Below are 23,531 nucleotides of genomic sequence, written 5' to 3'. Positions count from 1 at the left end.
GGTCGGTATGACCACAATCCTGTTCAACAAACCCTTCAACGTGCTGTCACAATTCACCGACAAGGGCACCCAGGGGTCGCCGCGTCAAACCTTGTCCGACTACATCGACTTGCCCGGCGTCTATCCGGCTGGCCGGTTGGATCGGGACAGCGAAGGGCTGTTGGTGCTGACGGATGATGGCAAGTTGCAAGCGCAGATCGCCAACCCGCGCCACAAACTGCCCAAGACCTACTGGGTGCAGGTCGAAGGCATCCCGGACGAGGCCGCGTTGCAGGCATTGCGTGATGGTGTGACGCTGAAAGACGGGTTGACCCGTCCCGCCAAGGCCCGGCGCATCGACACCCCGCCGGGGTTGTGGCTGCGTGACCCGCCGGTGCGGTTTCGCAAATCCGTGCCCGATTGCTGGATCGAACTGACCATTCGCGAAGGCCGAAACCGGCAGGTGCGCCGAATGACCGCTGCTGTGGGGCACCCGACGCTGCGCCTGATCCGCACTGCGGTGGGGGCCTGGACGCTGGACGGTCTGGCGCCGGGCAAATGGCGGCGGGCCTGACGGGCGTCACTCCGGCCAGGATATGGCGGCATCCCCGGCTGTCATCTCCGCGCCCGCACGATCAAACCGCAGATACGCAATGGCATGGTCGCCAGATTGGGTGAACAGGGTGCCAGCCAGCTTGCCGTCTGCAGTGATCGCAGTGCCAACCGGGGCCGCGCCGATGATCTGCACCCGTGCCAGCCCTTTTTTCAATTCCGTCTTGTGCTTCATGCGGGCCGTGACCTCTTGCCCGACATAGCACCCCTTGCGGAAATCCACGCCGTTCAGACGGTCCAGCCCCGCTTCCAGCGGATAGCTGTCCGGGGTCAGCTCGATCCCGGTTTCGGGAATGCAATGGGCGACCCGGATCGCGTCCCAGTCGATGCCATCCTGCCCGGCGCGCCCGTCATAGGCCCGCCATCCCAACGCTACGTGCCGGGGGTCGGCAAAAGCACCATCCGGCGTGTCGCCAAGCCCGCAGGCGGGCGTGATGTCGGTGGGAGTGATGTGCACATCCGCCCGCAGCTTATACATCGACAGGCGCTGTGCCAGTGACGCAGCCAGAGGTGCCGCGACATCCAGCAGGATCGCATCTTCATCCGGCACCAGAAAGAAGTCGGCCAGATACTTGCCTTGCGGTGTCAACAACGCCGCGTAAACCAGCCCATCGGCTAGTTTTTTCACATCATTCGTGACGAGGCCCTGAAGGAAATTCTGCCGGTCGCGGCCGGTCAGGCGCAGCACGCTGCGGGATGTGTCTGTTGTCATGTTGCTCTCCTGTCGCGGCCTCAATATAGGCGCGGTTGCGCAAAGCGAAAGGGTCAGTCGCGGCTGTTTCCCACCAGCCCGCGGAACAGGTTGCGCACGGACCAGCGTGATGGTTCGGTTTGTTCGATCTGCGGCAGACGCCGCTTGCGGCGTTTCCCGCGCTCTGGTGCCTGAGCCGGGGTGCCTTCGTCCTGAAACTGCAACTTGTAAAGCTGGGCATAGATGCCGCCACGCGCCAGAAGCTCGTCATGGGTGCCCTGATCGACCACCTGGCCCTGATCCATCACCACGATCTTGTCTGCCTCGCGCACGGTTGCCAGACGGTGGGCAATGACCAGGGTCGTGCGATCTTTTGACAGCTCGTCCAACGCCTTCTGCACCAGTTTTTCAGACTTCGCATCAAGAGCCGACGTCGCCTCGTCCAGCAGCAGGAAAGGCGCATTGCGCAGAACCGCACGGGCGATCGCAACCCGCTGCCGTTGTCCACCCGACAGGTTCGATCCGCGCGGCCCGGCCTGAGTGTCCAGCCCGTGCTCCATCTGTGGCAGGAAGTCCGAGACATGAGCCACGTCCAGCGCGTGTTTCAGCGTCTTCTCGTCCACATCAGTGCGCCCCATCAGGATGTTGTCACGCAGGGTTTCATCAAACAACAGCGCCTCTTGGCTGACGACCGAGAACAAGGCGCGCAGCTGATCCAGAGGCAGCCGCGTGACATCCATGCCGCCCACCATCACCTTGCCCGATTTCGCATCCGCCAATCGTGTCAGCAGGTTGAACACCGTGCTTTTGCCCGCGCCCGATGCCCCCACCAAGGCCGTCGTTTTGCCCGCGTCAGCGGTGAAGCTCGCCCCGCGCAGGACCGGCGTATCGCCATAGGAAAAGCGCACGTCCTTCAACTCGATCCTAGCCTTGCGCGCAGGCATCGGCAGGGCGGCAGGGGTCGCCGGTGACAGGATCGACGGGCGTTCGTCAAATACCCCCCGGATACGGGCAAGGCTGGCCAACGCCGCCTGCCAGGCCCCCGAGACCTTGCCGAGGTTCCTGAGCGGATCGAACACCAACGCCATGGCGGTGAAGAAGCTCATGAACTCACCGACCGTCTTGGCGCCTGAATTGATCTGCATGCCGCCATAAACCAGCACACCGAAGAAGCCGACAGCGGCGATGATATCGACCATCGCGACGATGCCGCCCTGGTTGGCCTGGCTTTGCAGATGGGTGCGCGCGAAGGCGTCGATCTCGCGGTCGACACGGCCTTGTTCATGACGTTCGGTGCCCGACAGCTTGATCGAATTGATGCCGTGAAAGATCTCGTCCAGCCGGGTCGAAATTTGCGCTGCAGATGACCGGCTGTCGGTTGTCGTGCGGCGCACTCGTTTTTGCAAGATACCCATGGGAATGGTCAGAATGGGTGCGGCCGCCACCGCGACCACGACCCACAGCCAGTCGATCGACAAAGCCACGCCCAGCAGCGCCAGAAGTGACACCACATCGCGCGCGACGGCGGCCAGCACGACCTCCCAAATCGTGGCAATGGCCTGCGCGTCGCCGCGCACGCGCTCGATCAATGTGCCGGGCGAGTTGTCGCGAAAGAAATTGCTGTCCAGCGTCAGCATATGCGCAACCATGTCCGATTGCAGTTTTGCGGCGACCCGCTGGCCCACATGAACCATCAGAACCCGATGCCCGAAGGCCGCGATGGCGCGGGTGATGAAGATCCCGGCCACCGCCAGCGCGACCCCCACGATCGAGGACGTGCTGCCAGACGAAAACGCCACGTCGAACATCGGCTTGATCATGTAGCTCAAGCCCCCCAGCGCCAGCCCCTCGAGCAGCATCAGGAACACCGCGGCGATCAGCGGCCAGCGATAGGCGCGCATATAGCTGCGCCACATCCAGCCGATCATGTCAGGGTGCGGGGTCTCGCTCATCCTTTGCTCCGCTTGGCGTGGAACGAGGCCGTCACGGCCTCGGGGTCATAGTGATGCGCCAGCCAATCGCGCACCGGGATCGGATCGGTGTCGCAGTGGGCGGCATAGCTGTCCAGAAGATGATCCAGAATCCCCGCCTTTGACCAGCGTTGATGGGCGTATTTCAACGACAGTTGCGCCCGCGCCGCGTCGATGTCGGCGCCCTTCTGGTCCAGCAGATACAAGGCCGCCGCAATCCCCGTGCGGTCTGCCCCGGATTTGCAGTGGATCAACATCGGCTTTTCGGCGCGTTCCAGCAGGTCCAGCAGGTCCAGATAATCCTGTGGGCTGCCCAGCACACGGGCGAACAGCTCGTAATCATGAAGGGTCATTCCGTAATCCGCGCAGGCTTCTTTCTCGAACAGGTAATAGGAAAACCTGTCCGGCCCCCGCAGGTTGATCACGCTTTTGATACCGATCTTTTGCAAGACGGGAAAATGCACCGGGTCGGGTTGGTTGGACCGCCACGCCTCATCGGACAATTGATAGCGGTTGGGCAGGACGCGCCGCACAAAGGCATGGTCGACCAGATTGTTGTGCCGCCGTGCCGCCCGGCGTCCTTCGGGCGTCGAGATGTCGGTGCCGAACGCGCTTTTCCAGCTGCGCTCCCATTCCTTGATCCGGGCATAAAGCGTGGAAAACATGACGTCTCCGGTTTGTGTGCCGGCAGGGATGCAGGCGATCCTACGGGGTTTATCGTGTCACGAAGGTGCAGACAAGCGCGGCGGGGCACGGGTCTGTTGACGGTCAACACGGCGCGCAGTACCGATTGGAAAACACACTGCCAGACGAGCCCGCCCATGACACTTTCCAATGGCCGCCCCTATCTTGCCATTCCCGGGCCATCGGTGATGCCTGATCGCGTGCTGTGCGCCATGCACCGGCCTGGCCCGAACATCTATGAAGGTGAACTGGTTCAGATGATGCCGGCTTTGATCGGTGACCTCAAAGCCATCGCGCGCACCCGCCACAATGTTGCAATCTACATCGCCAACGGCCACGGCGCGTGGGAGGCGGCCCTGTCCAACGTCCTGTCACCCGGAGACGCTGCTTTGTCCCTGTGCACCGGGCGGTTCGGGCATGGCTGGACCGAAATGGCCGAGGCACTGGGGATCGAGGTTCAGATCGAGGATTTCGGTATGCGGACACCCGTTGATCCGAACCGGGTCGAAGATGTGTTGCGGGCGGACACCAACCATCGCCTTCGCGCCGTCATGCTGACGCATGTGGATACGTCCACCTCGATCAGGAATGATGTGGCCACCGTGCGTGCCGCGATGGATGCGGTTGGGCACCACGCGCTGCTGATGGTCGATTGCATCGCATCCATGGGCTGCGATCCGTTTCGGATGGACGACTGGGGCGCCGATATAGCAGTTGCGGCGTCGCAAAAGGGGCTGATGGTGCCGCCGGGCGTGTCTTTCGTGTTCTTTAATGACAAGGCGGCCAGAGCGCGGTCAGAAATGCCGCGTGTCAGCCAAAACTGGGACTGGATGGACCGGGCCAATCCCGACCTGTTCTACCAGTATTTCGGCGGCACCGCGCCCACGCATCATCTTTACGGGCTACGCGAGGCCCTGAACATGATCGCGGAAGAGGGCGGGATCGAAGCAGTCTGGGCGCGCCATGCCCATCTTGCGCGGGCCGTCTGGGCGGCTTTTGATCGTTGGGCGGCGGATGGTCCCATGACGTTGAACGTCAAGGATCCCACGCATCGTTCCCATGCCGTGACCTCCGTGCGGATCGGCGCCCCGCATGGCACCGCGCTCAGACGCTGGACCGAGGACAAGACCGGCGTCACCCTGGGGATCGGGTTGGGTATGCAAACGGCAGAGGACCCAAACGCCGATGGATTCTTCAGGCTGGGGCATATGGGGCATGTGAATGCACCGATGGTGATGGGGGCGCTGTCTTCGATCCAGGCCGGGTTGACCGCCCTGAACATTCCGCATGGGACAGATGCGCTTGCCGCTGCGGCTCAGGTGATCTCAGCGGCTTGAACGAGCCCTTTCAAGCGCGCGGGGCAGGGCGGCTGCAAACAGGTCCAACTCTTCTGCCCGACCAGTCGAAACACGGATACAGCGATCCTGCGGGGTCGAAAAGGGCATCCGCACAAACACATCCTGCTGCACCAAAGCCTGCAATACGGCGCGGGCAAAGTCACCGTCCGCTCCGCAATCGACGGCGACGAAATTCGTTGCGGACGGCAAGGGGTGCAACCCGTTCTGTTGGGCAATGCTCTCAATTCGCCTCCGCGCGGCCCCGACCCGGTCCAGCGTCTGCCGCAGATGGTCTTGATCATGCAACGCCGCCAACGCGCCCGCCTGGCTGATCCGGCACATGCCGAAATGGTTGCGGATCTTGTGGAAAGCGGTGATCAGTTCGCGCGCACCTATCGCATACCCGACCCGCGCCCCGGCCAGACCATAAGCCTTGGAAAACGTGCGCATACGGACCACCCGTGGGTCGTCCGGAGCCAGATCTGGCGCCGTTCCTTCGGGGGCAAATTCGACATAGGCTTCATCCAGAACCAACAGACACCCCTCTGGCACCGCCTCGATCATCCGCTGCACGGTGCCAGCCGCGTGCCACGTCCCCATCGGGTTGTCGGGATTGGCGATATACACCAACTTCGCCCCGACCTCGCGTGCCGTCTCAACCAACGCCACCGGGTCTTCGTGATCGGCGTTGTATGGCACGGTCTCAATCCGCCCGCCAAACCCAGCGACGTGATAGTTGAACGTCGGATAGGCCCCCTTCGACGTTACGACCACATCCCCCGACCCAACCAACAGCCGGACCAGATAGCCCAACAACCCGTCAATCCCCTCACCAACCATGATATTCTCAGGCGCTATGCCGTGATGGGCGGCCAAGGCCATGCGCAGATCGAAATTCTCCGGGTCGCCATACATCCACACATCGCGCGCAGCCTCTGCCATCGCGGACAGAGCCATGGGCGAAGGGCCAAACCCGTTCTCATTCGCCCCCAAACGCGCGGCAAACGGACGACCACGCGCCCGCTCTTGTGTCTCAGGTCCAACAAAAGGGACAGTGGCAGGCAAGCTATCGGCAAGCGGGGTCAGGCGGGCATATGTCTTGGTCATGCAGATGTTAGATCAGGGCCGCGGCCCGTCGGCAAGTCGCAAGGAGCCACGACCGACATGTCCCGCACCACCCCGTTTCTTCTGGCCCAAAATATCCTGGGGTGAATGCGCGCAGGCGCAGAGGGGCAAGGCCCCTCAGGCTCACACCGTGAGCCACCCTGCCGCGCGTGCCACCTGTTCAAATCTCGCGAAGTCGTGCCAGAGCAGCATTCAACGTCGCTTCTTCCTCTTCGCGCGCCGCCAGGTTCTCCTGTGCTTCCTCGACAACCTCGGGCGGTGCGTTCTCGGCGAATTTCGGGTTCTTCAACCGGCCCCGCAGCCCGCCGATTTCCTTGCCCAGCTTGCCCAGAGACTTCTCAAGCCGCGCAATCTCTTCGTCCACATCAATGATATCTGCCAAGGGCAGGGCAAAGATACCGCCCGCGACCGCGATGGTGATGCAGCCCTTGGGCAGTTCGGCCATCTCGGTCATGCTGTCGATGCGCGCCATGCGTTTGATCATCACCTCGTTGTTCGCCCAGGCCGTGCGCCCCGCCGCATCCAGTTCTTGCAGGATCAGGGGCACCTTCAGGCCAGCAGGCACATGCATCTGTGCCCGGGCCGAGCGGATGTTCTCAATGAGCGAGATGACCCAGTTCATTTCACGCGCCGCTGACTCGTTTACCAGCTCGTTGCCATAGGTCGGCCAGTCCGCGTGAATCAGCATCGTGTCGCGGTCCGCGATCTGGCCCCACAGCTCTTCTGTGATGAAGGGCATGATCGGGTGCAGCAGGATCAGGCACTGGTCGATCACCCAGGCCATCGTCGCGCGGGTCTCAGTCAGCACCGCCTCATCATCCGCGTTCAGAAGCGGTTTCGAGAATTCCACATACCAATCGCACACCTTGCCCCAGACAAAGGCGTAAAGCCCGTTGGCGGCGTCATTGAAGCGATAGGCGGTCAGGGCCTCGTCCACCTCGCCCCGCATTTTCGCGGTTTCCGAGATGATCCAGCGGTTCACCGTCTGTGTCGGGCTTTTGGGATCAAAACCAGCGACGGGCTTGCAGTCATTCATCTCGGCAAACCGCGCCGCGTTCCACAGCTTGGTGCCGAAATTGCGATAGCCTGCGATCCGGTCGCGCGACAGCTTCAACACACCGCCGATCGAAGCCATCGAAGCATTGGTAAACCTGAGCGCATCCGCGCCGTATTCGTCGATGATTTCCAGCGGGTCGATCACATTGCCGGTGGTCTTGGACATTTTCTTGCCCTTCTCGTCGCGGACAAGACCATGCAGATAGACCGTGTGGAACGGGTTTTTACCCGTCACCGCCTGGCTCATCATCATCATCCGGGCGACCCAGAAGAACAGGATGTCCTGCCCGGTGATCAGCACGTCACCGGGGAAGAAGCGTTCAAGTTCGTCCGTGTCCTGCGGCCAGCCCAGCGTGCCGAAGGGCCACAGACCGGACGAGAACCAAGTGTCCAGCACATCAGGGTCGCGCCAGACGGGATACACCAGCTTGGTCGGGTCCTGCGTGCTTTCATAGGCGGCCAGGCTTTCGGCCAGCATGTGGATGGCGGCGGCGCGGTCCGCCACCTCGACCACACGGGCGTGGCTCAGCGGCGCGGGCAGGGTGACAAGCACCTCGTCGAATTTCGGAACAACCGCGTCAAAATCATGGGCGCAATGGCTGTGTTCGTGACCGGGCAGCATGTCCTGTTGCAACAGAAGACGGCCCATTTCGACCAGATCAAGCGCATTGTTGCTTTCGTCGTCCTTGAACCCTTCCCCGGACAGGTCCAGACCATACCAGACCGGCACCTGATGCCCCCACCAAAGCTGGCGCGAGATACACCACGGCTCGATATTCTCCAGCCAGTGGAAAAAGACCTTCACACCTGACTCCGGCATGATCTTCACGTCGCCATTGCGCACAGCGTCCAGCGCAGGGCCGGCGATCTTTTCGGCGTCCACGAACCACTGGTCGGTCAGCATCGGTTCGATCACGACGTTGGAGCGATCCCCGAAGGGCTGCATGATTGGCTTTGATTCAACAAACGGAACGGTTCCGGTGATTTCCTCGCCATCGACCTCGACCGTCTGGGTGATCATCACGGCCAGCCCCTCGGCAGTGATCTGGTCGACCACGCGCTTACGCGCCTCGAACCGGTCCAGCCCGCGCAGATCATCCGGCACAAGGTTCATCGCGGCGATCTTCGCCTCATCAAACCCTTCTTCGCCATTCGCAATGCGTTGGGCCGTGGCGGCCTCATCCGCATAGGGCAGGCCATCGGTTCGCATGTGCCCGCGTGTATCCATCAGCGAATACATCGGGATGTTGCCACGTTTGGCGACCTGATAGTCGTTGAAGTCATGTGCGCCGGTGATCTTCACCGCGCCCGACCCAAAGTTCGGGTCGGGATATTCGTCGGTGATGATCGGGATCAGGCGGCGATGCTCTTTTGGCCCGACCGGAATTTCGCACAGTTTGCCCACGACGGGCGCGTAACGTTCATCATCCGGGTGCACGGCGACAGCACCGTCCCCCAGCATGGTTTCCGGCCGGGTCGTGGCGATCGAGATAAAGTCACGCTCCTCGCTCAGCGTGATGTTCCCATCCTCGTCCTTCTCGACATAGGTGTAGGTCGCGCCACCGGCCAGCGGGTATTTGAAATGCCACATATGACCCGGGGTTTCTATATTCTCGACCTCAAGATCGGAAATCGCGGTTTCAAAATGCGGGTCCCAGTTGACCAGGCGCTTGCCGCGATAGATCAGGCCTTTGTCGTGCATATCGACGAAGACCTTCAGAACGGCGTCGTGGAAATCGGCCGAGTTCTCGTGCCCCACGCGCGGGTCGCCCGGCGCGCCGGCCATGGTAAACGCGTTGCGCGACCAGTCGCAGGTCGAGCCCAACCGTTTCAACTGGTTGATGATGGTCGAGCCGTATTCGCCCTTCCATTCCCAGACCTTCTCAAGAAATTTCTCGCGCCCCAGTTCGCGGCGTCCTGGCTGCTGGGTCTCGGCAAGCATTTTCTCGACCTGCAACTGGGTGGCGATACCGGCGTGGTCCTGACCGGGTTGCCACAGCGTGTCAAAGCCCCGCATCCGGTGCCAGCGGATCAGAATATCCTGCAACGTGTTGTTGAACGCATGGCCCACATGCAGCGCACCCGTGACGTTGGGCGGTGGGATCATGATGGTGAAGCTGTCCGCGCCGGGTTTGGCATTTGCGCCCGCCTTGAATGCGCCGGCGTCTTCCCAGTCTTGATAGATGCGCGGCTCGGCTGCGCTAGCGTCGAAGGTCTTGTCCATGGCCATGGTTCTGTCCCAAGTCGTATGAGTTCAAGACCGTTTACCCAAGTGGGCGGCAAAGGGAAAGCCCGTGCAAAAAAGACAACGCCCGGAGCTTGGCCCGGGCGTTTCAGTGCAGGTCGTTTGCGACGATCAGAAATCCATCTGATAGCCGATTGTCGCCATGACGGATGGTTTTTCCGCATAAGGCGTCTGGTGCACGCCAAGCCCCAGATCATAGCTGCGCCCGTTGCCCAACGCGTGGGTGTAGCGGGCTTCGGCAAACAGCCGTTCTTCGTGCTCCAATGTTGGACCCGCGATGGCGAAGCTGGTCATGCCCGGAATGGCACTGGTGCCAGACACGGTGTCGGTCGAGCGGGACAAATCCCACTCCACCCCGGCCTTCAAACGCACCACGCCAGCCGCCGAGACCGGGATACGCACATCTGCCCCCAAAGTGGCGGTGGTGGCGCTGACCACGTAATCGTCATAGGTCACGGGGAAGGCGACCGCATTTGTTTCGGTGTAGCCGTCGCGATCAACCGATGAACGAGAGACGCGCAGGAACGGTGTGACCAATGCAGCGCCCCGCTGCATGCCGTATCCAACTTCGATCGATCCGGCGCGTGCGCGCATATCCGTGCGGCCCAGACCGCGTTCGGTGTTGGGCAGGGCGGTTGACCGCGTGATCTCGACCTCGGCAGCCGATTGTGCGGCGGCAAGTTTCCAGTTCAACCCCTCGGTTGCCGGGTGGCCACCTTGCAGATAGACCCCGAAGCTGCGGAACGTGCCGTCGATGCCAAACCCTGTCAGCGTGTCGTCGTCCGTCCCAAGCCCGAGGAATCCGCCAAGTGACAGATTGTCGGTCAGCGCCGTGGCGGCGATCAGACCAGCAAGGGCGGTGTCATTGCCATCGCGATTGCTGGCCGCACCTGCGTTCACCTTGATCGAAAACGGGTGCCCCAGACCCGTTTTGCTGCGTTGGCCCGCGCTGCCTTCGATCGGAAGCTCAAGCGACTGGCCCAGCGTGAACTGGACCAGCTTGTCCATATAATGCGCGCCTGCCGCCTGTTGGGCCGCGTTATCTGACACTTGCGTCAGGGTGTTGATGTGATCCAGCATCGTGCCGCCGGGGGTGCCCGTCGTATCGTCGGGATCCTCGACATCACGCCAGATGAAGCCGCGTGAATCGCCCGCGTCATTTGTCGCCACACCGACCACGACAGAGCCGTCCGCACTGATCCCATTGGCAAACGACGTGCCCGTGTTGCCGGTGGTCAAGTCGCCTAGATCCTGCGCCACACCGTTCTCGTCCCATCGCAAGGCGCGGTATCCGGGGGTGGTCGAATAGCGCGCCGCCCCTGCCACGTATGACCCATCCTGACTGGCGGCATTGGCCAGCGAAAATACGACATTGGCCTCATCCGTCGACGCCAGTTGAACCATGCCCGTGGCAGCACTCCAACGGAAGGCGCGCTGACCCGTGACCGAGGGGGCCACTGATTGGCCGACAACAACCTGACCGTCACCGCTGACCCCGTTGGCGCGGCTTTGACCGGCGGCGCCACCGATGGTGCCCAGATCGGTGATGGCCCCGCCGACCACCGCGCGGAACGCGTGGGTTGTGGTTGCGGTTTCGGCGCGCCCCACAACAATGGTGCCATTGTCACTGATATCTGCACCATACGTGTCGCCATTCGCGACCAGGCTGGGCAGTGTGACAAACGTATTGGTTGCGCGCGTCCAGACAAAGGCACGGTCATAGGGCGCCGGAGAGGTTGGTCCGGCCGGTGCCGGCGTCGCCGCGCCATTGTCGAAGATGGTGCCAACAATGCGCGTCCCATCGGCGCTGATGCCGTTCGCTTCGCCCAAAACGCCCGCGCTGATCGGGATAGAGACGGCGCCGGTGGCTTGCGTCCAATAGAACATGGTCGGCGTCCCGGCTGTCAAATACACGCCCGTGATGACCGATCCGTCCTCGCTGGCCCCGCGGGCAAAGCTGGCATCCCCCATTGCCGGGGCAAGGTTGACAAGCGTGCCGCCGGAATAGGCGAAGGCACGGGGGGTGGTGGCAGAATCCGACGCATAGCCCACGACGACCGATCCGTCGCCTGAAATGTCCACCGCGTCCGATCCGGTGACCATAGCACTGTCGTCAAAGGTCGGAATGCTCTCGATGGTTGGGGTTGGTCCCGTGGTTTGTGCCAGCACCGGGTGCGCAGTGAGTGCCAGGGTTGACGCGGCAATCAGTCGGCGCAGGTTCACGGTTGTTTTCGACGCAGAAGAATAATCTGACTGCTCTTTGAAATAATGTTTCATTCGCCCCTCGCAATTTCAATCACGCACACGATGATCCGATGGGATCGACCCTGTCAGTCGCAACCTGCATTTATTGTCATGCTTCTGCGCGACCGGACCTTCTCGTGAGGTGTTTCTCTTATGTTAACAAAATCGCCCTCGTGCGGCGTGGATGATTAAGTTTCTAGACAATAAACCCGTTCGTAGTCGCAAAAAAACAACGAGGCAATATCGACCTGCTTTGAAAGATTGAAACCGACCGTTGCAAATCCTTATCACCAAACGGAAGTTTCCACGCTACGTGATGACATCCGGGGCGTGACGACCCGTGAAGTGTTCGATTTGTGCAAGATCGTGCGTTGCCCGGATTACCTTTGACAAGGCTGTCTGGGTGTCCTGATCATGTGCGGATCCCGGCGGGGCGTATTGTTCCAGATAAACCCGCAATGTCGCGCCCTGGGTGCCGGTGCCGGACAGGCGCAGCATTGCGCGCGCTTCGCCATCGAAGGTCAGGATGACGCCCTGTCCGGTGCTGACGGACCCGTCAACCGGGTCAGTATAGCAAAAATCCTCGGCACCGGTCACAGTCAATTCGCCGGCCTGTTGTCCGGGCAGGGCGGGCAGGTTTGCCACCAGACGGTCCATCAGGCGCGTCGCGGCATCCGTGCTGATCCCTTCAAAGTCGTGACGCGAATAGTAGTCGCGCCCATACTGCGCCCAATGGTCGCGAACCAGCTCCGCGACCGAGCATTTGCGCACTGCCAAGATGTTCAACCACATCAGAACGGCCCAGAGCCCGTCTTTCTCGCGTACATGGTTTGATCCGGTGCCGGCGCTTTCTTCACCACACAGCGTGACCCGCCCCGCATCCAGCAGATTGCCGAAAAACTTCCATCCGGTCGGAGTCTGAAAGGCTTCCACACCCAATCGTGCCGCCACCCGGTCACTGGCCGCCGAAGTGGGCATTGACCGCGCAACCCCTGCGATGCCGTTGCGATAGCCCGGCACCAGATGCGCGTTGGCCGCGAGCAGTGCAAGGCTGTCCGACGGCGTCACATAGATACCGCGCCCCAGGATCATGTTGCGATCCCCATCACCATCCGAGGCTGCGCCGAAATCCGGGGCGTCCGGCCGCAGCATCAGATCATAAAGCGGCTTGGCCCACACGGGGTTGGGATCCGGGTGCCCGCCACCGAAGTCTTCGCTTGGAATGGCGTTGATCACAGATCCGGCAGGTGCACCCAAACGGCGTTCAAGGATTTCTGTCGCGTAAGGGCCAGTGACCGCGTGCATGGCATCGAAGCGCAGGGTGAACCCGTCCGCGATCATCCGGCGCATGGAATCGAAATCGAACAGCTCCTCCATCAGTGCAACATAGTCCGCGACCGGGTCCACCACTTCAATTACCATGTCGCCCAACTGGGTTTCCCGGCACTCTGACAGGTCTGGCGCGTCTTCGGTGGTCATGGTGTAATGTGTGATCTGACTTGCACGGGCAACGATGGCGTCGGTCACCGCTTCCGGTGCCGGTCCGCCATTGGCAATGTTGTATTTCAACCCGAAATCACCCTTCGGCCCGCCAGGATTGTGGCTGGCCGACAGGATCAGGCCACCATTCGCCCCGCGTTTGCGGATCAGGTGACTGGCCGCCGGTGTCGACAAAAGGCCGTTCTGGCCGACAATGACACGCGCCACGCCATTGGCCGCGGCGATGCGCAGGATGCTGGCCATCGCCGCGCGATTGAAATATCGGCCATCGCCCCCCATGACCAGCACGGCACCCTGTGGCGAAATGGCGTTGAGAATCGACTGCGTATAGGTTTCCAGATAGCCAGGCGCCGAAAAGACCGAAACCGTCTTGCGCAATCCCGACGTGCCCGGCACTTGCCCATCGATTGGCGCGGTGGGGATGGTTTCAATTGTCATGGCGCCCTCGTTCAATAATGTAAGCAATGCCCCCGTTCTAACCCAGGCGGTTGATCCGCGTCGAGAGGTGGATCAGGCTTTCCGAGCTTTTCACCCCGTCGATTTCACCAATGGCATCAAGCGTTTGGTCCAATTCGGCCGTGGACTTGGCTGCAAGCTGCAGGATCATGTCGAACCGGCCCGATGCGGTGTGCGCCGTTTCGACCGCCGTCAGGGTCTTCAGGCGGGCCAGCACGGCAGGGGTCGAACGGGGTTCGATCGCGATCAGAACGGTCGCTCGGATGCGGTCGCCGCGCGCCGCATCGCCAAGGCGCAGAGCATATCCGGCGATGATCCCCTTTTCCTCCAACCGTTCGATTCTGGCCTGAACGGTGGAGCGGGCCAGCCCCAGCCGCCGCGCCAGCGTGGCCACGGGCAGGCGGGCATTTCCTTCAAGCTGGGCCAACAATTCGCGGTCTTTGTCATCCATATGGTCGGTATCCTCGATGTTTCGGCGGAAAATACACGACATATCGCCCGAATTGCCACTGGAAATCGACGGTGTCTGTTCAGATTCTAAAAGAACCACGCGAACAGACCCTTTTCAAAGCGAGCGAACATGAGCAGGCAACCCTCGATCTGGCTGACAGCCCTGTCACATCTGAAATCCGAAACGCCGAAACACCCGGTGCTGTATTTCGCACCTGCGACGTTGCAGGCCACCGTTCAGCAATTCGTGGATGGGTTCGACGGGCTGGTCACCTATGCGGTAAAGGCCAATGATTCCCGTGTTGTGCTGGAAAACCTTGTGGCCTGCGGGATCAGCGCTTTTGACGTTGCCAGCCCGGCGGAAATGCACGCGCTGCGCGCTGTGTCACCCGATGCGGTGATGCATTACAACAACCCGGTGCGTGCCCGCGACGAGATCGCCGAGGCAGTCGCGCTTGGCGTCCGGTCCTACTCCGTCGATGCGCCACACGAGTTCGAGAAGTTGCGCGCGCAGGTCGACCCGAAGGGCATCGAAATCTCGGTCCGCCTGCGTCTGCCGGTCGAAGGGGCTGCGTATCATTTCGGCACCAAGTTCGGTGCGGATGTGGAACAGGCCGTGGCGCTGTTGCGCATGGTGAAAGAGGCGGGATTTACCCCGTCGATGACCTTTCATCCGGGCACGCAATGCGCCAGCCCCTCGGCATGGTCGACCTATGTCGCGACCTGTGCGGAGGTGTCGAAAGAGGCCGGCGTGACGCTGGCGCGTCTGAATGTGGGCGGCGGGTTTGCCGCCAATCGCGGCGTTGCCCCTGATCTGAACGCAATCTTTGCCGCGATCCATCGCGCCGTTAAGAACGCGTTTGGTGACGCGGCACCGGCGCTGGTGTGTGAACCTGGTCGCGCTATGGTCGCCGAGGCGTTCACGCTGGCCACACGGGTAAAATCCATCCGTGAGGATGGCGCGGTATATCTGAATGATGGGATCTATGGCGCTTTGTCCGAAGCGCCGTCGATCGGGGTGCCGGACCGGATTTCAACGGTTCGGGCAGACGGCACGTCCCACAAGGGCGCACCGATGAAGCGCATCGTGTTTGGCCCGACCTGCGATTCGATTGACCAATTGCCTGATCCACTGGCTTTGCCCGCCGATCTGGCCGAAGACGATTACGTTCTGTTTTCCGGGATGGGCGCCTATAGCCTTGCCACGGTGACGCGGTTCAACGGATATGGGCAGATCGACCTGGTGACGGTACAGCGCGCCGGGCTGTGACCCCGCGGGCTGAACTGTCTGTGGTCATGCGACGTCCTGCAATTTCACGCTGGGCGTGAGCCCCAAGGCGCGTGCCACTTCGCGGGTCAGGGCCGGCTTGTTCAGCGTATAGAAATGCAGGTCCTGGACCCCGCCGTCGATCAGGTCGGAACACAGCTCGGTGCACAGTGCGGTGGACAACAGATCTTCGCGCCCGTCACGTGCGGCCTTGGCGAAGGCATCATCCAGCCAGCTTGGAATATGCGCCCCGCAACGTTCGGCGAACTTGCGCACGCCGGTCCAGTTCTCAATCGGCAGGATGCCGGGAATGATCGGGATGTCGATCCCGGCTTTTTCGCATTTGTCGCGGAAACGGAAATAAGTGTCGTCCTCGAAGAAAAACTGGGTGATCGCCGAGTTCGCACCCGCATCCACCTTGCGCTTCAGCCAGGCGACATTGGCGTCCAGATCGGCGCTTTCGGGGTGCGGATCGGGATAGGCGCCGACGCGGATATGAAAATCACCCGTATCTGCAAGGGCTTCGATCAGTTCGACCGATGAAGAAAAGCCGTCCGCATGTGGCACAAACCCGGTGCTGCCCTTGGGCGGATCACCCCGCAAGGCGACGATCTCGGTGACACCGGCTTTTGCATATTCCTTGGCAATGGACAGGGTTTCATCCCGTGTGGCGTCCACGCAGGTCAGGTGTGCGGCGACGTTCAGGTCGTAGTGCTTGTGGATGGTCTGGACCGCGTCGTGGGTCAACTCGCGCGTGGTGCCGCCCGCACCATAGGTCACCGAGACAAAGCTGGGATCCAGCGGTGCAAGTTCGCGCACGGTTTCCCAAAGACGGAAAGATGCATCCAGCGATTGTGGCGGAAAGAACTCGAACGAGATGTTGGGCGTGGTCATGGCATCCTCGGCGGTGGGAAGGTCGTGTGGCCCCTCTTGTGCCCGGATTTCATTTGTGAGACAAATTCATAATTCTCACATTCATCATGAGTTTCGTGCATGTATTTGGAATTTCGTCATCTGCGCACCATCCGCGCAGTGCATCAGGCGGGCAGCCTGGCACGCGCTGCGGACATTCTGCACATCACCCAATCGGCGCTGAGCCATCAGATCAAGGGGCTTGAGGATCAGGTGGGGATGGAGCTGTTTCACCGCCGCACCAAGCCGATGCGGCTCAGCCCGGCGGGATTGAAGCTCTTGCGCCTTGCCGAACATATCCTGCCGGAAGTGTCCCGCGTTGAAGAAGAGTTCAGGGCGCTGAAATCCGGCCGGTCGGGCCGCTTGCACATCGCCATCGAATGCCACGCCTGTTTTGACTGGCTGTTTCCCGTGCTCGACAAGCTGCGTCATGCCTGGCCCGAGGTCGATCTGGACATTCGCCAACGGCTTGCCTTTGACGCGCTCGAGGCACTTCGGCGGGAAGAGGTCGATTTCGTCATTTCCTCCGACCCAATTGCTCTGCCGGGCATCACCTTTTCGCCGCTCTTCGACTATGAGCCCCGTTTTGTCGCCGCCGCAGGGCACCGGCTGGCGCAACAGGATTTTATCGAAGCCGAGGATTTCGAACAGGAGATGTTGCTGACCTATCCGGTCGATCGGTCGAAAACGGATGTGTTTTCCGGGCTTTTAACGCCTGCGCGTGTTGAACCGCGCGCCGTTCGTCAGGTTGAGATGACCGAGGTGATCCTGATGCTGGTCGCCGCCGGGCGCGGGGTGGCCGTCATGCCGGACTGGGTGTTGCGCAAGGTGGATGGGAACCCCGATTACATCACGCGGCCCCTGACGGAAAAGGGGTTGGCTAAGCGCATGTTTGCCGCCACCCGCGACGAAGATGCCATCGTGCCCTATGTCGCCCATATGATCCGGTTGTGCCGGTCCGAGCCGGTCAAGCTGCAACGCGCATGAAACCGGGAAACGGGCTTGGCAAACAAGGCATCGCGGCGTATACGCGCCGTCTGAGAAGATAGGAGCGCCCCGATGGAAGGCAGTGCAAATCTGAACGTGATGATCAAGGCCGCCCGGATGGCGGGCCGCAGCCTTGTGAAAGACTTCCGCGAGGTGGAAAACCTGCAAGTGTCGATGAAGGGCGCGGGCGATTTCGTATCGAAGGCCGACACCGCCGCCGAGCAGATCATCCGCGATGTCCTGATGGAGGCGCGCCCCAACTATGGCTGGCTGGCCGAGGAAAGCGACGCCGTCGACGGCAAGGATCCCACCCGCCGCTGGATTGTCGACCCGCTGGATGGCACCACGAACTTTTTGCATGGGCTTGCGCACTGGGCCATCTCGATCGCGCTGGAACACAAGGGCGAAATCGTTGCGGGCGTGATCTATGACGCCGCTAAGGACGAGATGTTCTCGGCCGAAAAGGGCGAAGGCGCGTGGCTGAACCAAAGCCGCCTGCGCGTCTCAGGCCGGTCGCGTCTAATCGAAAGCCTGTTTGCGACCGGCTTGCCGTTCGCGGGACGCGCCGATCTGCCGGATACGCTGCAAGATCTGGCGCGGATTCTGCCAAGCTGTTCGGGTGTGCGCCGCTTCGGATCGGCGGCGCTGGATCTGGCCTATGTGGCGGCGGGCCGATATGACGGGTTCTGGGAACGCCGCCTGCACGCCTGGGATGTGGCAGCCGGGCTGGTCATCGTGCGCGAGGCTGGTGGCTTTGTCGCGCCGATCGATCCGGAAGGGTCGATTCTTGAACAGGGCGAGGTGATCGCCGCGAACGAGGCGATTTTCGAAAAATTTGCTGGACTTGTGCGCGACAACTGATTTTCGGCTGCGCCGCAAAATACCCTGACAGGGCCATATTGCTGCCTGATTGTTTGGCAAAACAGACATCATGGAACAGTTGAACAATATTGCCGCCCGTATTTCAGGGCTGATCGCAGACGAAGACGGTGCAGTCACGGTCGATTGGGTCGTTTTGACAGCTTCTATCGTCATGTTGGGGATTGCTGCGGCCTTCACGGTGACGGGCAGCGTGCCGGGTCTGGCAAGCAAGATCAGCACGCATATTTCGGTGATGACCGTCGGCGGGGGATAATCCCCACCGTCCGGGGATGGTCTATTTCCGCCGCCGGATCGCCGGGATGTTGCTGTTGACCAATTTGTATTCTGCCGCTGGCTTGTCGGGGTGGCCTTCTGTACGGGCCCAAAAGGCCGTGCCACCCAGTCCTCTCCAGATCGGCAAGACGAACAGGAAACCGGCGATGAACCCGCCAGCATGAGCCCAATAGGCGACACCGCCGCCCATTTGCGACCAGTTCAACGCGCCATTCACGACCTGCAATCCGAACCAGATGAGCAGCATCAGCCATGCCGGGAAGGGAAACACCCTGAAGATCACAACGAAGATGAACAGGACATCGACCCGCGCCCGTGGAAACAGCAGAAGATATCCGCCCATGACTCCCGCAATTGCGCCCGATGCACCCACCATCGGAACCATGCTCGTGACATCTGCGGCCACCTGAAGCAACGCTGCCCCCAGCCCCGAAACAAAATAGAACAGGGCGAATCTGACATGGCCAAGCACGTCCTCCAGATTGTCGCCGAAGATGTACAGAAACAGCATGTTGCCCGCGAAATGCAGGAAGCCGCCATGCAGGAACATGGAGGTCAGGATGGTTTCAAACCCGTCGCCGCTGATCAAGCGCAGCGGGATCAGCCCATATGTCTGGAACACCCAACCGGAGTCCGCCTCGTTGCCGTAAAAGGGCAGCATCACCAGAAAGACGATCAGATTTGCCGCGATCAGCCCATAGGTCACGAAGGGCGTGCGTTCAGAGGGGTTGTGATCGCGGATCGGAAACATGGAGGGACTTGACCCGATGGCGTCCACCGGGTCAAGCGGCTGATCTACTCTGCGGCCAGGTCGGGCGGCTGAGACAGCATCAAAAGCTCGGCATTCCCGCCCGAGGCCGTGGTGTCCACACACAGATGTCGCTCATGGGTCACGACCTCGGCTGTCACCGCGCCGGTGATCAGAGACAGGATCGCTCCGCTGCGGGACGCGAGCGCCTGAACCCGCGCCTTTGCGTCCGCTTCAGGCCCCCAGTAAACTGCCCCACCGATCCCGTCGATGGTGGTCAGGGCGGTTGCGTCCAGATCCGGGGCCAGAACGGCCACGCCGCCGTGACGCTCCACATCCGCCTTCTGTCGTTCGGCCACGGCACGTCCGGGGCCAAGGCACAGGAACGGCGCCCGGGGATGGGTGGACAGTTGGTTCAACTCACCGGTCGGCCCCGGCAGACGGCTTGAGGCCAGCGTTGCCTCGCGCGCAGCGGCGGCAATGGCTTGTGCCAGCGCCGAGCTGGCTTTGGTCTGCTCGCCCGATGGCTCGGCGGTGACCGGGGCGGGATCGGCGCTGCAGAACCGGTCCATGTAAGCCGGGCCACCCGCCTTGGGGCCGGTCCCTGACAACCCTTCGCCCCCGAAGGGCTGCGAGCCGACGATTGCCCCGATCTGGTTGCGGTTGACATAGGCGTTGCCTGCATGGATGCGATCGACCACGTGCTGAACGCGGTCGTCGATCCTTGTGTGCAGGCCAAAGGTCAGCCCGTATCCCGTGGCGTTGATCGCATTGATAACCGCATCAAGATTTTCCGCCTTGTAACGTGCAATATGCAGAACCGGACCGAAGATTTCGCGTTCCATCTCGTGAATGCCTTCGACACGGATCAGGGTGGGCGGAATGAAATGGCCGGCCTCGGGCGCCTGCAGCGCGTGCACGACCCGCTGATCGGCGTGGGCTGCGTCGATATAGGTGCGAATGCCCTGATACGCTTCCTCATCAATGACCGGACCAAGATCGGTCGACAGGTGCCACGGATCCGCCGGGGTCAGTTCGTCCATCGCACCGACGAGCATCTCGGACAGGCTGTCAGCGATGTCGTCCTGCACGTAAAGACAGCGCAGCGCCGAGCAGCGCTGCCCGGCCGACTGGAAGCTGGAGGCCACGATGTCGCGCACCGCCTGTTCGGGCAGGGCGGTGCTGTCGACGATCATCGCGTTCAGGCCACCGGTTTCGGCGATCAGTGGCGCGGCAGGCGACAGGTGATCCGCCATGGCACGGTGGATGATCTGAGCGGTTTCGGTCGACCCGGTAAAGGCGACCCCGTCGATGCGCGCATCTGACGTGAGCGCGGCACCGACCGTCGCCCCATCGCCGGGCAAAAGCTGCAACACCTCGCGCGGCACGCCCGCTTGGTGCAGAAGTTTCACCGCCTCATACGCGATGATTCCGGTCTGTTCGGCGGGTTTGGCCAACACGCCGTTTCCAGCGGCCAGGGCCCCGGCAATCTGGCCGGTGAAGATCGCCAGCGGGAAGTTCCAAGGCGAAATGCAGGTGAACAGTCCGCGTGCGTCGCGTGTCAGGTAAGGAATGCGAGTGGCATAGTAGCGCAGGAAATCAACGGCTTCGCGCAGTTCTCCCATGCAGTCGGGCAGGGTCTTACCGGCCTCGCGCGCGAGCAGGGCGAAGAACACTCCAAGGTTGTCTTCGTAAAGATCCGCTGCCCGGTTCAGAACCTCGGCGCGTGTCTCGGGTGCGGCATCCCAGCGTGTCGCTGACCCAAGTGCGGTTTGAACGTCCTCGGCGCTGGCCCAGGTGATCTGTCCCACCTCTTTCCCGTTTGCAGGATTGGTGACGGTGACAAGTTTGCCGCCTTTTTGCGTGCCCGCAATCAGGGGTTCTGCGGTGAACTGTGTGTCCGCGTAGGGGTCGCGGGCGGCGTCGATCTGATCCAGATGCGGTTCATAGGTCAGGTCCAGCCCTTTGGAATTTTTGCGGTCTTCATAGATCTCATATCCGGTGGGTACATGCGGCGCAGGGTGGTCGAGTGCCGCGAAGGGACACGCGGCGACCTCTTCGGGGGTGACGCTTTCATCGACGATCTGATTGACGAAAGAGCTGTTGGCCCCGTTCTCCAACAGTCGCCGCACCAGATAGGCCAGAAGGTCGCGATGCGCACCCACCGGGGCATAGATCCGGCAGCGGGTGCCGTTCTCGTCCATGATGATCTGATGCAGCCGCTCGCCCATGCCGTGCAGACGCTGGAACTCATAGCCACGCGCATCCACGCCCGAGGATCTGGCGATGTCCAGAATGGCCGCCGCCGTGTGCGCGTTGTGTGTGGCAAATTGCGGATAGATCCGGTCGGTGAGCGACAGCAATTTGCGCGCATTGGCGATGTAGCTGACATCCGTTGCCACCTTGCGCGTGAACACCGGAAACGCGTCCAGACCTTCGACCTGCGCGCGCTTGATTTCGGTGTCCCAATAGGCGCCTTTTACCAACCGCACCATGATCTTGCGATCCAGCCGTTCGGCCACGGCGTGCAGCCAGTCAATGACAGTCCCGGCACGGTGGCCATAGGCTTGCACCACCACGCCGAACCCATCCCAACCGGCCAGCGACTTGTCGGACAATACGGCTTCGATCACATCCAGCGAGATTTGCAGGCGGTCCGCCTCTTCAGCGTCGATGTTGAAGCCCATTCCGGCTGATTTCGCCAAGTGGGCAAGGGCCGACACGCGCGGCACAAGCGTCGCCATCACCCGTTCGCGCTGGGCGCGTTCGTAACGGGGAAACAGCGCCGACAGCTTGACCGAGATGCCCGGATTGGCGCGGATGTCCTTTGACGTACAGGCACTGGCAATCTCTGAAATCGCCTTGGCATAGGCCATCTGATAGCGGCGCGCATCGTCATCGGTCAGTGCCGCTTCGCCCAGCATGTCATAGGAATAGGTGAAGCCTTTTGCTTCCATCTTCGATCCGCGCTTCATCGCGGCGGCAATGGTTTCGCCCAGCACGAACTGGTTGCCCATTTCCTTCATCGCGCGCCCCACGGCGGTGCGGATCACCGGTTCACCCAGACGTTTGACGGCACCCCGCAGCGCGCCCGCGATGCCCGGTTCGCGTTCGTCCAGCACCTTGCCCGTCACCAATAGCGCCCAGGTCGAGGCGTTGACCAGTGACGACGACGACCGCCCCAAATGCTTGCCCCAGTCGCTGGGCGCGATCTTGTCTTCAATCAGCGCGTCGATGGTTTCGGCATCCGGCACGCGCAGCAGGGCTTCGGCCAGACACATGAGCGCGATGCCTTCATCCGTGGACAGGCCGTATTCGGCCAAGAACACCTCCATCATGCCCGGATCGGACGAGGCCCGGATGGCACGCACAAGATCCGCCCCGCTGGCCGCGATCCGCGCCCGATCTTCGGCAGACAGGCCCGCGTCCTCGGCCAGTTCATGGACATGCTTTTCTTCATCGGTATAGGCGAGATCGTCGATCTTCTGGCGCAGAGCATCGGTCATGTGCGGATCCTCATGGTGTTTTCACTTCCCCTATGATATGCCGAATTGGCAAGTCGTTTTTCCTGATTTTAGCTGATGAGAAGTCAAGAAAACTGATATTGGGGGTAATATGCAGGAAGATAGACAAGTTGATCTGGATCGGTTCGACCGCAGGATTCTGGATGTTCTGTCGGGCGACGGGCGCATTTCGATCACTGATCTGGCGCAGCGGATCGGTTTGTCGAAATCCCCGACGCAAGCCCGTGTGCGCCGGTTAGAGGCAGAAGGGGTCATCACGGGATACCGGGCCGACATCGACCCAATCCGTCTGGGGCGCGATCACGTCGCCTTTGTCGAGGTCAAACTGTCGGACACGCGCGAAGCCGCCTTGCGCGCGTTCAACAAGCAAGTGGCCGGTATTCCTGAAGTGGAAGAATGCCACATGCTGGCGGCGCATTTCGATTACCTTCTGAAGGTGCGCACCCATGACATGCGCGATTTTCGACGGGTGCTGGGCGAAGCCATCTCGACTCTGCCGCATCTGGCGCAGAGTTCGACCCATGTTGTGATGCAGGCGGTCAAGGATGACAGCCCCACGGTCCTGACGTAATACGGCCGCTTCGCAGCA

18 protein-coding genes are annotated in these 23,531 nt (G+C 61.5%); 7 read left to right on the top strand and 11 right to left on the bottom strand.

Going from position 1 to position 23,531, the window contains the following annotated elements; translation table 11 throughout:
* The first annotated feature begins 7 nt into the window (after positions 1 to 7).
* Positions 8 to 553, top strand: a complete 546-nt coding sequence (locus IE188_RS03135; RefSeq protein WP_191285001.1) for a pseudouridine synthase — start codon at positions 8 to 10, stop codon at positions 551 to 553.
* 6 nt (positions 554 to 559) lie between these two features.
* Here the strand turns inward: IE188_RS03135 and ygfZ are convergent, their stop codons facing one another.
* From ygfZ to IE188_RS03120, 3 genes are read right to left on the bottom strand one after another with little or no spacing between them, the layout of a single operon-like run.
* Entirely contained in the window at positions 560 to 1,303 is a 744-nt protein-coding gene (gene ygfZ / locus IE188_RS03130) for a CAF17-like 4Fe-4S cluster assembly/insertion protein YgfZ (RefSeq protein WP_191285000.1), read from the bottom strand.
* Between the two features lie 53 nt (positions 1,304 to 1,356).
* On the bottom strand, positions 1,357 to 3,234 hold the full coding sequence (locus IE188_RS03125) for an ABC transporter ATP-binding protein (RefSeq protein ID WP_229836441.1): 1,878 nt from the start codon (positions 3,232 to 3,234) through the stop codon (positions 1,357 to 1,359).
* Positions 3,231 to 3,917 (bottom strand): tyrosine-protein phosphatase, encoded by a 687-nt coding sequence (locus IE188_RS03120; RefSeq protein WP_191284999.1) that lies wholly within the window; start codon positions 3,915 to 3,917, stop codon positions 3,231 to 3,233. The genes IE188_RS03125 and IE188_RS03120 overlap by 4 nt, the downstream gene beginning before the upstream one ends.
* Positions 3,918 to 4,073: 156 nt before the next feature.
* On the opposite strand from IE188_RS03120, the gene IE188_RS03115 reads away from it, so the two are divergent.
* Complete coding sequence (locus IE188_RS03115) at positions 4,074 to 5,273, top strand: pyridoxal-phosphate-dependent aminotransferase family protein (RefSeq protein ID WP_191284998.1); 1,200 nt, start codon at positions 4,074 to 4,076, stop codon at positions 5,271 to 5,273.
* Here the strand turns inward: IE188_RS03115 and IE188_RS03110 are convergent.
* The 5 genes from IE188_RS03110 to IE188_RS03090 all read right to left on the bottom strand — a co-directional run bounded on the left by IE188_RS03110 (position 5,262) and on the right by IE188_RS03090 (position 14,350).
* Positions 5,262 to 6,380, bottom strand: a complete 1,119-nt coding sequence (locus tag IE188_RS03110; RefSeq protein WP_191284997.1) for a pyridoxal phosphate-dependent aminotransferase — start codon at positions 6,378 to 6,380, stop codon at positions 5,262 to 5,264. The genes IE188_RS03115 and IE188_RS03110 overlap by 12 nt on opposite strands.
* Before the next feature lie 178 nt (positions 6,381 to 6,558).
* Complete coding sequence (locus IE188_RS03105) at positions 6,559 to 9,684, bottom strand: valine--tRNA ligase (protein WP_191284996.1); 3,126 nt, start codon at positions 9,682 to 9,684, stop codon at positions 6,559 to 6,561.
* Positions 9,685 to 9,810: 126 nt separating this feature from the next.
* On the bottom strand, positions 9,811 to 11,976 hold the full coding sequence (locus IE188_RS03100; RefSeq protein ID WP_191284995.1) for an autotransporter domain-containing protein: 2,166 nt from the start codon (positions 11,974 to 11,976) through the stop codon (positions 9,811 to 9,813).
* Positions 11,977 to 12,252: 276 nt separating this feature from the next.
* Entirely contained in the window at positions 12,253 to 13,881 is a 1,629-nt protein-coding gene (locus IE188_RS03095) for an alpha-D-glucose phosphate-specific phosphoglucomutase (protein WP_191284994.1), read from the bottom strand.
* Positions 13,882 to 13,918: 37 nt separating this feature from the next.
* Positions 13,919 to 14,350 carry an Lrp/AsnC family transcriptional regulator gene (locus IE188_RS03090; protein ID WP_191284993.1) on the bottom strand — a complete coding sequence of 144 codons (432 nt, stop codon included), beginning with the start codon at positions 14,348 to 14,350 and terminating at the stop codon, positions 13,919 to 13,921.
* A gap of 129 nt (positions 14,351 to 14,479) precedes the next feature.
* On the opposite strand from IE188_RS03090, the gene IE188_RS03085 reads away from it, so the two are divergent.
* On the top strand, positions 14,480 to 15,619 hold the full coding sequence (locus IE188_RS03085) for a type III PLP-dependent enzyme (protein ID WP_191284992.1): 1,140 nt from the start codon (positions 14,480 to 14,482) through the stop codon (positions 15,617 to 15,619).
* Between the two features lie 24 nt (positions 15,620 to 15,643).
* Here the strand turns inward: IE188_RS03085 and metF are convergent, their stop codons facing one another.
* On the bottom strand, positions 15,644 to 16,510 hold the full coding sequence (metF, locus tag IE188_RS03080) for a methylenetetrahydrofolate reductase [NAD(P)H] (protein ID WP_191284991.1): 867 nt from the start codon (positions 16,508 to 16,510) through the stop codon (positions 15,644 to 15,646).
* Between the two features lie 99 nt (positions 16,511 to 16,609).
* On the opposite strand from metF, the gene IE188_RS03075 reads away from it, so the two are divergent.
* The 3 genes from IE188_RS03075 (at position 16,610) to IE188_RS03065 (ending at position 18,650) form a co-directional block, all read left to right on the top strand.
* A complete protein-coding gene (locus tag IE188_RS03075; protein ID WP_191284990.1) occupies positions 16,610 to 17,515 on the top strand; it encodes a LysR family transcriptional regulator in 906 nt (301 codons plus the stop codon).
* 72 nt (positions 17,516 to 17,587) lie between these two features.
* Positions 17,588 to 18,376: an inositol monophosphatase family protein gene (locus IE188_RS03070; RefSeq protein ID WP_191284989.1), complete on the top strand. Its 789-nt coding sequence runs from the start codon at positions 17,588 to 17,590 to the stop codon at positions 18,374 to 18,376.
* 70 nt (positions 18,377 to 18,446) lie between these two features.
* Entirely contained in the window at positions 18,447 to 18,650 is a 204-nt protein-coding gene (locus tag IE188_RS03065) for a hypothetical protein (RefSeq protein ID WP_191284988.1), read from the top strand.
* Positions 18,651 to 18,671: 21 nt separating this feature from the next.
* Here IE188_RS03065 and IE188_RS03060 read toward each other — a convergent pair whose 3' ends face one another.
* Positions 18,672 to 19,421: a rhomboid family intramembrane serine protease gene (locus IE188_RS03060; protein WP_191284987.1), complete on the bottom strand. Its 750-nt coding sequence runs from the start codon at positions 19,419 to 19,421 to the stop codon at positions 18,672 to 18,674.
* A gap of 44 nt (positions 19,422 to 19,465) precedes the next feature.
* On the bottom strand, positions 19,466 to 22,924 hold the full coding sequence (gene putA / locus IE188_RS03055) for a bifunctional proline dehydrogenase/L-glutamate gamma-semialdehyde dehydrogenase PutA (RefSeq protein ID WP_191284986.1): 3,459 nt from the start codon (positions 22,922 to 22,924) through the stop codon (positions 19,466 to 19,468).
* Between the two features lie 109 nt (positions 22,925 to 23,033).
* Here putA and IE188_RS03050 point away from each other — a divergent pair, with 109 nt between their 5' ends.
* Positions 23,034 to 23,513, top strand: coding sequence for an Lrp/AsnC family transcriptional regulator (locus IE188_RS03050; protein ID WP_191284985.1), 480 nt, complete (start codon positions 23,034 to 23,036; stop codon positions 23,511 to 23,513).
* The last annotated feature ends 18 nt before the right edge of the window (positions 23,514 to 23,531 follow it).

Source organism: Aliiroseovarius zhejiangensis, assembly GCF_014656375.1.
GTDB classification, from domain to species: Bacteria; Pseudomonadota; Alphaproteobacteria; order Rhodobacterales; family Rhodobacteraceae; genus Aliiroseovarius; species Aliiroseovarius zhejiangensis.
Note: the sequence above shows the minus strand (reverse complement) of the source record. Positions and strands in the feature narration are given on the sequence as shown.